The organism is Vibrio sp. 10N.286.48.C11, from assembly GCF_041469805.1.
In the GTDB taxonomy this organism is placed as follows: domain Bacteria; phylum Pseudomonadota; class Gammaproteobacteria; order Enterobacterales; family Vibrionaceae; genus Vibrio; species Vibrio crassostreae_C.
In genome coordinates, this window is record NZ_JBFRLK010000044.1 from 65770 (window position 1) to 75487 (window position 9718).

Genomic DNA, 9718 nt, shown 5'->3' on the forward strand with positions numbered 1-9718 from the left:
CGTTTCTCCCTAGAAGTGAAGCCCCCCTTTTCACTTCATTTCCTAAGCTTTGGGGTGCTAGTTAGGTGATTTGGCTTAGCTAGCCTTTTTATATTTTTACATGACAGCGTGAAGTGTCACCTTGCTTTTGGTTGCTACTGCTTTCGATTGCCATCGCTTTCGGTTGTCATGATTTTCAGTTTTAAGGTAAGAAAGATGAATCAAGTTTGGGTAACTGGAGACGCCGTCGTCGACCTCATTCCGGAGTCTGACTCGACATTATTGAAATGTCCGGGCGGAGCTCCTGCTAATGCCGCGGTAGCGATTTCTCGCCTTTTAGGCAAAAGCGCATTTTTTGGCCGAGTGGGTAACGATCCGTTTGGCACTTTTATGGAAGTGACTCTGCAAAAGGAAGGTGTGAATACCGAGCGTTTGGTGAAGGACCCTGAACAACGCACGTCAACCGTGGTGGTCGATCTTGATGACCAAGGCGAGCGCAGTTTTACGTTCATGGTTAAACCAAGTGCCGACCAGTTTATGTCTGTTGCAGACATTCCCGAATTTAAGAAAAACGAGTGGCTGCACGTCTGCTCAATCTCTTTGGCTAATGAACCAAGCCGAAGCAGCACCTTCGAAGCCATCCGACGCATGAAAGCCGTGGGCGGTTACATCAGCTTCGATCCAAACCTTCGTGATGAAGTGTGGCAAAACCCATCTGAAATTAAGTCTGTGGTCATGAAAGCGGTTGAGTTGGCGGATGTGGTTAAATTCTCAGAAGAAGAACTGGACTTCTTAACCGATTCAACTTCGATGGAACAAGGCTTGGCTAACATTGCAGATCTTAACAACACGCTTGTTCTGGTTACGCAGGGCGCGAAAGGCGTTTGGCGAGTATTTGAAAACCAAGGTGTGTTGATTTCAGGTCGCTCAGTGACGCCAGTGGATACCACGGGTGCAGGCGATGCTTTTGTTGGCGGTTTGCTTGCAAAGCTTTCTCAAGATGATGAGTGGAACAATCAACAAGTCGTCGATTCTGCAATTCAGTGGGCGAATGGGTGTGGTGCACTGGCGACCACGCAAAAAGGCGCAATGACCGCACTTCCAACGCAAGAAGCTCTTACTCAGTTTATTCAAAAAGACTCTTCAAATACGAATGCCGTAGAGGAGAGTGTATGAGTTTGAACTCGAACTGGACAGTAGAGCAAAGATATCGCCGTATAGAAGATATTTCTCTAGAGAGTATTGATGCGATGTTAGAGCTTCGCAAACAAGACTCTGGCTATCCAAGCTACCATATTGCGCCTAAGTTTGGTCTGCTTAATGATCCGAATGGTCTGTGTTTCTTTAATGGTGAACACCACCTATTTTACCAATGGACGCCAGTTGGCCCCGTCCATGGTATGAAGTACTGGTACCACCTTTCTACCAAAGACTTCGTTCATTTCGAAGACCACGGTATTGGCTTGCACCCAGACCAAGATTACGACTCTCACGGTGTTTACTCTGGTGGTGCATTGGTTGAAAACGACAATGCATTGTTGTTTTTTACAGGTAACAAGCGCGATGGAAATTGGTTGCGAGTGCCAACTCAATGTTTTGCCAAGATGTCTGCTGACGGCAAAATAGAAAAGCACGGCGTGGTTATCGAAAACGATCACTACACCGAACATTTCCGAGACCCAAAAGTGTGGAAACAGGGCGGCGATTATCTGATGGTTGTGGGTGCTCAAACGCCTCAAAATACTGGCTCTATGGCGCTATATTGCAGCCGAGACCTGATGAATTGGCAGCACAAAGGTCCAATTCAAACTCGTTACAACAACCTTGGCTATATGTGGGAATGCCCAGATTTCTTTGAAATAGAGAATCAGTCGGTGATGCTGTTTTCTCCACAAGGTGTGTCTAGCGAAAATCCATACGATTTCAAAAATATCTACTCGGTGGCTTATATCGTCGGTGACCGCCTAAATCTCGATTCGGTAGAACTGGAAAACCACCAAGATATTGCGCAGCCAGATTATGGCTTCGATTTCTATGCACCACAGACTTATTTAGATGATACAGGCCGCCGTATTCTGATTGCTTGGATTGGTCTGCCTGAGATTGATACACCATCTAATGAGTATCAGTGGGCGGGCATGTTGTCGTTACCACGCGAACTTCAAATCCAAGATGGCTATCTTGTTCAGTCTGCTTTACCTGAATTGAAAGCGCTACAGGGTGAAGCTGTGGTGGTTGAAAATGCTCTTGAATTGGATACAACCAGCTTCATGGTTGAGCTCGAAACGGATACTGACGAGTTTGAGTTTACACTTACTAACGTTGCGGGTGATAACATCGTATTCAGTGCTACAGAAAAGGAGTTCATGCTTGATCGCAGTAAGATGTCTCAGCTCTACGCGGAAGAGTTTGGCTCAGTGAGAAAAGCACCGAGGTTGAGCACCAAGCAAATCATCGAGGTTTATGTTGATAAGTCAGTGATCGAAATCTTTATCAATGGCGGTAAGCACACAATGACCAGCCGTTTCTTCATTGATGACTTGAGTTCATTGTCGATGACTGGTGACGTGAACACCGTTTATCACTCGATGAACCCAATTAAAGGGTTGGACAACTAACCTCCGCTTATCTCCATCAAGAAAGCCGCTGATCAACAGCGGCTTTTGTTTGGTCTGCGACATCACTATTGTGCTAACTCTTTGACCTTGTCCATTCCCCGTAGCCCTGAATCTCAAGTCCATTTAGAACAAACAACCAACGCTAAGGTCGAATGTTATTGAAACTGACCTTCTGCGTTCCGTCATCTTTATTCAATAGCTCCACCACATCGCCTTGATAGTAATACGGTTCCATTGGCATCTCGCTGTTGGTCGGCCTTGCGTAATGCAATATTGCTGGCTTCGCGTCAACTTGCTGTGCGTATAGATAGCCAATCAGCGCATGTTCAAACTGGTGATAACCGTTGCCCCAATGGAAAGCTTTGGTGCGTTTTGGCTCAAGCCCGACACCGCCGTATTTATGGTCGACCCATACATCATGAAAAGTGGGTAGGGTGTATTGCAGGACGTCTTTCATTGAATCATCGACAAGTGAAACCGTCATTGCTGCTTGATCAAGCTCCGCCCATTCCCATGATGAAGCCCAATTTGTGTTTGGTCTGCTTTGCCAGCCAGTTATCTCTTGTCCTTTCCATGCTTTCTGAAGTTCTTCGCCATAATATTGGGATACACTCACGAACTCTTTCTGATATTGCGCCTGATCCAAAGTGTATTTCATACCGTCTAAACCAAACTCCGACCATTCAGAGTTATTCAATGTTTGGCCTGTAAGGTAAGTCATCCAATACGCTTTGATGGTGTGCCCAAAATCATTGTGATTAGCATTCGGCATCATCGCTGCTTTATCGTGAATTGCACCGTAGAAGCGTTGTTCATCTTCAGAATGGTATTGGTCAATCATGGCTTGCGTGAGCCAGTTTAAGTCATCAAGCCATTTTGATTTGATGGGCTCTTTGAGCAGAGGAGCGACTAACAACAGGTAGCCGTTTATTTGATCAAGTTGCGCGACCAGTTCACGCTGTGTGGCTTTGCCATCTTCACCATCCGCAAGTACCCAAGCAAGACCGCTGTTGTCGCTAAGTCGATATTTATCAAAGATAAAAGCTTGTTGTGCGATGAGTGCTTCTTCTATCTTTTTGTCTTGAGTCAGGTAGTAGTACATGGCAAGGCCAACTAATGCATACGCTTGATCTTGAGAAGTACGCTGCTGCCAATTTTGGCCTACTTTTCCCTCTTTTGTGTAGCCGATAAAGCCGCCGTTTTGCTTATCTTCTAGCTGATCAATGATGTAGTAGGCTCCTTGCTTGGCAAGCGCTAAGGCCTGCTTATCACCAGTAAGATGGTAGAGCACGCCATAGGCATAAGTTTGACGTGACTTCATTCGCGTAAACTCTTTGCCAAAGTGTGGCGTGATCCAGCCCTTGTTCAGTTCAGGGCACACATCAGAAACATCGAGCAAGGTGCCATCATCACAGCGAAACGTAGGGAAGTTACCTATCGGTTTCCCTTGAGCGCTAGGCATCAACCAGTAAGGTGCAAGCCCTTGAGTAGCATGGTTGAGCCACTCTTCTCCAGAAGGAAGAGGGGCGTTGGCAGATACAGCGAAGCTAGTAACACTGAGTAATGCGATCGTTGCTCGTAACATGATGTTTATCTTAGCTATTTGAATTTCTTTGAATATAAACAATCACACCTGCACATTGTGATTCGGTGATCACAATCGACCAAATTAATAAGGTTTAGATAAAAGCTCACAGACTAGTGAGCTTTGGAAGGGTGTCTTGTATTTTATACAGGTTCGCCCGCCTCGTCCTCTTCAACCACATCGGTTTCTAAGCTTGCCTCTGCCAGCCACTTTTGTATCGATGGACTGTTAAGCACACGTTGTTGATACTGCGATGCCTTCTCTGAAAGTTGGATGCCATAGGTTTCTACGCGTAATGCCACGGGTGCAAACATCGCATCGGCAATCGACCATTCACCAAACAACCATCCCTCTGGGTGCAGCTCCATTTGCGCTGACCAAATTGCATCGATACGAGCGATGTCTTTTAGTGCTTCTTCACTGAGTGCGAGCTTTCGTTGTGCGCGACAGTTCATCGGCATTTCATTTCTGACGGCAAAAAATCCAGAGTGCATTTCTGCGGCAATTGATCGGGCATGAGCGCGTTCTTTCACTGAGCTAGGCCACGCTGCACCGTTCAAGTGGGCGTCGTTAACGTATTCGAGAATCGCCAGTGAATCCCACACCGCAACGTCGCCATCAACTAAGGTTGGAACCTTGGCCGTTGGTGTCACTTTCGCCAGAGTGTCGTAGAAATCAGAGGTGAAAAGCTTGAGCTTAATGACTTCTGCATTGAGGTTGTAGTTGTCGAATATCAGCCATGCGCGCAGTGACCAAGTTGAGTAGTTCTGGTTTCCAATATAAAGCTGCATAGTTGCTTCCTTGCGTTTAGTGGGTATGTATTTAGGGGCATGCATTTGAGATTAGGGGATTGTATTGCGGCGCACTAACGGATAATTTTGATGCAATACATTAACAAAAACGATGGGTGGTGATTTCAATATGGATATTGATGCTTTGCGAGGCTTTCTCGCGTTCGTAGAAACCAGTAGTTTCACTCGTGCAGCGAAACAGATAAATCGCACCCAATCGGCGTTCAGTGCTCAGATGCGTAAGTTGGAAGAAGAACTCAACGTCACTCTTTTCCAGAAAGAAGGACGTAATTTAATACTGACTGAAGCTGGCTTAGCGCTGCGATCTCATGCCGAACAGTTGGTCGCCCTTCACAATACCGCACTTAAGCAAGTAAAGCGTTACGAAGACAAACAACCTCTGCGACTCGGCTGCCCTGAAGACTACAATGACACCATTCTGCCGAAAGTGATTCGCCTGTTGCAGAAAGCAGAACCCACCTGTTCAATCCAAATATTCAGCCTGCCCAGCATTACGCTGAGAGAGTGGTTGGATGACGGCAGGCTTGATGCGGCGATTGTCACCCGAGCGCCCGATAGTGAAGAGGGTTACTGGCTCACTCATGATATCGGAGTATGGATAAGCAGCCCTGATTATGTGTTCGATGAGTCTAAACCAGTCCCACTAGCCTTGTTTCAGACCGATTGTAAGTACCACGCAGCGGCAGTGAATGGCTTAACCAAGCAGGGCACGCCTTATCAGTTATTGGCGTGTAGCAATACCGCTTCAGCGCAGCGTGCAATCGTGAAAGCAGGATTAGCGATTGGTGCGATGGGTAAGCTAAGCGTGACTTCAGATTTGAAAATTCTTGATGATATGCCGCCGTTGCCTTCGGTCGATATTGTGCTGATCCTAGCGAGTAAGCATCACCCGGTATTGGATAAAGAAGTGCTCAATCAACTTGTGGAGCTGGGTTCTGAGTAGCTTAGGTTCATCTTCCTATTGGAGGATTCCCAAGCTTTTCAATTTTCGATAAATGGTATTGCGGCTGATACCGAGTATTCTCGAAGTCTTACTTATGTTGCCTTGGTTGGCTTGATAGGTTTGCAGCAAGGTTTCTTCAACGGTACTTCTTAAATCGTTATTAGCTGTACCTTTGGTGGTATTAGGAGGCGTGAGTTGATGCTGATTATCGTGTGCTAATGACGTGAGATGTTGAGCAAGGTGGCTGGGCACATGCTCGAGTGTGAGTTGGGGTTCATCACTTGCTAATAGAGCAGCAACCTTAAGTAAGTTGTCTAATTCGCGGATATTACCCGGCCAAGAATAGGCGCACAGTAAGCTCATCAAGTGCGGGCAGATTGTCTGTTCGTCTTCGGCGTATTTACGATGAATGTGCTCGATTAAAGCGTGCTTGTCTTGTCGGTGTTGTAGGCTTGGCAAGGTGAAGGCTAAGCCATTGAGTCTGTAATACAGGTCTTGCCTAAACTCACCTGTTGCGACTAACTGCTCGAGGTTTTTGTGAGTTGCAGCGATGATCTGACAATCGACTTGATAGCTTTGATTAGAACCAACTGGCACCACGGATTTGTCTTGCAGAACATGCAATAGTCGGCACTGAGCTTCTAAAGGCATGTCGGCGATCTCATCTAGAAATAGAATCCCTTTATCTGCTTGACGGATCTTACCTTGGAAGCCCTTGTGGCTTGCTCCCGTAAAGGCGCCCGGCGCGTAACCAAACAGTTCAGATTCGATAAGGTCTTTAGGCAGCGCGCCACAATTTACCGCTACCAAGGGCGAAGACTTACGCTGGCTTTGCTTGTGCAGCGCTTTAACAAACTCGCCTTTGCCAACTCCTGTTTCTCCTAAGATCAACAAACTGATCCCTTTATCGATTACCTTGTTGGCTTGCTGCCAAGCGTGTTCGATTTGTTGCTCGCCATGGTGCAAATCACACGATGCTGAAATGGAGCGCGTGCGTTTGGTGGTTGGTTGTTTGAGGTGTTGTTTCTCAAATACAAAAGGCGTGTCTAATGAGGTTCGGTTGAAGAGGGTATCGATACTCTCACCGACGATCGAGGTTTGATCCAATAGTTGAGAGGCGACCTGATTGTGTGCCACCACCTCCCCAGCTTCATTGGCTATTACAATCCCTTGCCAACCACTGTGTAATAACGATTTCTCACATGCGAGGTCGATGCGAGTGGTGCCTTGTGGGATGTGGCTCAGTAGCTGGTTTTCAACAAGCTGAACCATATTTTGAACCAGTAGCTGCACCGAACTGTCGTGCTGTTGCTGCTCACTGGTAATGTCCAATACGCCAACCATGTTCCCTTGGTGATCAAACACAGGGCTTGCTGAACAGCTGATAAATCGATGCTGGTGGATGAAGTGCTGCTCACCAATGATGGTCACGGGTTTAGCTTCAACAATCGCGGTGCCAATCGCGTTGGTGCCCTTAAGTTGTTCCTGCCAACACGCTCCTGAGCTGAGTGCAATTGATGTCAGCTTCTCCTTAAACCGCTCCTGTCCCCAACTCGCCAGAATCACCCCTTCAATATCGGTCAGAATCAAACGACTGTCGGTACGAGCAAACATCTGATTAAACAAAGGCAGCGCATTGCGTTCGACGATGTGGATCAAGTCAGCCGATTGATGACGTCGCTGCTTAAGAATCGATTGTGGTAGGCGAATGTCTTCAGGAAGTCGTCTCTGTTTTAGACCCGCTTCTGTGCTGCGGTGCCAAGAGGACGAAAGCCAATCTGAGGTGTTTGCTTGTTGAAGGTGCATGACTGTTCCATGTCGTAACAGTGAGGGTGTACCAATTTGGAACAGTTGAACACTGGAGTGGTTTCCATACGTCCGTTCAATGCCAACTCACTTTGGGTTGTAAACGTTTGGTAATCATAGTTTTACAATTTATTAACAACAAGTTTTGAAGTTCTGGCGTGTGATTTGCGTTGTTACTGTTGTGAAGAAAACACGAAGTATCAGTGTTTTAAACAGAAAGCATAAACATGGGCGTCTCGCCATGAGTTCTTTTCTCAAGGGGAGCCGCCACAAAAATAAGACAGCTCTAGCTCAATAACGAATATCAAATCGAAGAAGGATCTAACTATGATTTACGCACAGCCGGGTAGTGACAACGCAGTGGTGAACTTTAAAGCTCAATACGATAACTTTATCGGTGGCGAGTGGGTGAAGCCTGTCAGCGGCGAGTATTTTGATAACACTTCCCCAGTGAATGGTCAGGTGTATTGCCAAGTGGCACGTTCAACAGAGGCAGACATTAGCTTGGCACTCGATGCGGCGCATGCGGCTCGTGCTAGTTGGGCTGCGACCAGTGTGACAGAACGTTCCAATATCCTACTTAAAATTTCCGATCGCATTGAAGCGCACCTAGAAGAAATCGCGGTGGCGGAGACGTGGGAAAACGGCAAGCCTGTGCGTGAGACTCTAGCGGCAGACATCCCGTTAGTTGTTGACCACTTCCGTTACTTTGCAGGCTGTATTCGGGCGCAAGAAGGCAGCGCAGCCGAGCTAGATTCAAACACTGCGAGCTACCACTTCCCAGAACCCATCGGTGTGGTGGGGCAGATCATTCCTTGGAACTTCCCGATTTTAATGGCGGCTTGGAAATTGGCGCCAGCACTGGCTGCGGGTTGCTGTGTTGTGATGAAGCCAGCGGAGCAAACACCGACATCGATCTTAGTGATGATGGAGAAGATCGCTGATCTTCTACCTGCAGGCGTAGTCAACATCGTCAATGGTTTTGGTAGTGAAGCGGGTCAAGCGTTAGCAACCAGCGATCGTTTGGCGAAATTGGCATTTACCGGTTCGACAGAAGTCGGCCACCACATCCTGAAATGTGCCGCTGAAAGCTTGATTCCATCAACGGTTGAGCTTGGCGGTAAGTCTCCAAACATCTACTTCCCAGACATCTTTAACCATGAAGACGAATACCTTGATAAGTGTGTCGAAGGCATGTTGCTGGCGTTCTTCAACCAAGGTGAAGTGTGTACCTGTCCATCACGTGTGCTGATCCATGAATCGGTGTACGACAAGTTCATCGCCAAGGTGGTCGAGCGTGCTCAAACTATTAAACAAGGTAACCCGCTAGATACTGATACTCAGGTTGGCGCACAAGCTTCAAAAGAGCAGTTCGATAAGATTCTGAGCTACCTAGAAATCGGTCGCCAAGAAGGCGCTAAAGTGCTGACAGGTGGCGAAGTTGCGCAGCAATCTGATGATCTCGGTAATGGTTATTACATCCAGCCAACCATGCTGGAAGGGCACAACAAGATGCGTGTATTCCAAGAAGAGATCTTCGGCCCTGTTATCGCGGTGACGACGTTTAAAGACGAAGCTGAAGCGCTAGAGATTGCCAACGATACCGAATATGGCTTGGGTGCAGGTGTATGGACGCGTGATGCAAACCTAGCGTATCGCATGGGTCGCAACATTGAAGCTGGACGTATTTGGGTGAACTGCTACCACGCTTATCCAGCACATGCCGCGTTTGGTGGTTATAAGAAATCCGGCATCGGCCGTGAGACACATAAGATGATGCTCGATCACTACCAAAACACTAAGAACCTATTAATTAGCTACGATACTAATCCGTTAGGCTTTTTCTAAAATAGATAGGTTCTAGAACAGTCTATTAGGAAGTCACTAGCAACGAGATGGCTTAAACAATACAAGTAAAATGAAAAGCAAAACGCCAAGTTCTTATGAGCTTGGCGTTTTTATGGTGCGCCGAGCA

General features: G+C 47.0%; 7 protein-coding genes. 4 read left to right on the top strand and 3 right to left on the bottom strand.

The features are described from left to right. The first annotated feature begins 195 nt into the window (after window positions 1-195). Both AB4209_RS12460 and AB4209_RS12465 read left to right on the top strand, forming a co-directional pair. A complete protein-coding gene (locus AB4209_RS12460; protein WP_372056055.1) occupies window positions 196-1155 on the top strand; it encodes an aminoimidazole riboside kinase in 960 nt (319 codons plus the stop codon). Further along, window positions 1152-2597 (top strand): sucrose-6-phosphate hydrolase, encoded by a 1446-nt coding sequence (locus AB4209_RS12465; RefSeq protein WP_372056057.1) that lies wholly within the window; start codon window positions 1152-1154, stop codon window positions 2595-2597. Before AB4209_RS12460 ends, AB4209_RS12465 begins: the two co-directional genes overlap by 4 nt. A gap of 142 nt (window positions 2598-2739) precedes the next feature. Here the strand turns inward: AB4209_RS12465 and AB4209_RS12470 are convergent, their stop codons facing one another. Both AB4209_RS12470 and AB4209_RS12475 read right to left on the bottom strand, forming a co-directional pair. Beyond that, window positions 2740-4182 (bottom strand): N-acylglucosamine 2-epimerase, encoded by a 1443-nt coding sequence (locus AB4209_RS12470; RefSeq protein ID WP_372056059.1) that lies wholly within the window; start codon window positions 4180-4182, stop codon window positions 2740-2742. Window positions 4183-4325: 143 nt separating this feature from the next. Further along, window positions 4326-4973 carry a glutathione S-transferase family protein gene (locus tag AB4209_RS12475; protein ID WP_372056061.1) on the bottom strand — a complete coding sequence of 216 codons (648 nt, stop codon included), beginning with the start codon at window positions 4971-4973 and terminating at the stop codon, window positions 4326-4328. A 112-nt stretch (window positions 4974-5085) separates the two neighbouring features. Here AB4209_RS12475 and AB4209_RS12480 point away from each other — a divergent pair, with 112 nt between their 5' ends. Next, window positions 5086-5937, top strand: a complete 852-nt coding sequence (locus AB4209_RS12480; protein WP_102398054.1) for a LysR family transcriptional regulator — start codon at window positions 5086-5088, stop codon at window positions 5935-5937. 15 nt (window positions 5938-5952) lie between these two features. Here AB4209_RS12480 and AB4209_RS12485 read toward each other — a convergent pair whose 3' ends face one another. After that, entirely contained in the window at window positions 5953-7743 is a 1791-nt protein-coding gene (locus AB4209_RS12485) for a sigma-54-dependent Fis family transcriptional regulator (protein WP_017067474.1), read from the bottom strand. 327 nt (window positions 7744-8070) lie between these two features. Between AB4209_RS12485 and AB4209_RS12490 the strand changes: the two genes are divergently transcribed. After that, the gene (locus tag AB4209_RS12490) at window positions 8071-9591 is read left to right on the top strand and encodes an aldehyde dehydrogenase family protein (protein ID WP_017061629.1); all 1521 of its coding nucleotides are present in this window, start codon (window positions 8071-8073) and stop codon (window positions 9589-9591) included. The last annotated feature ends 127 nt before the right edge of the window (window positions 9592-9718 follow it).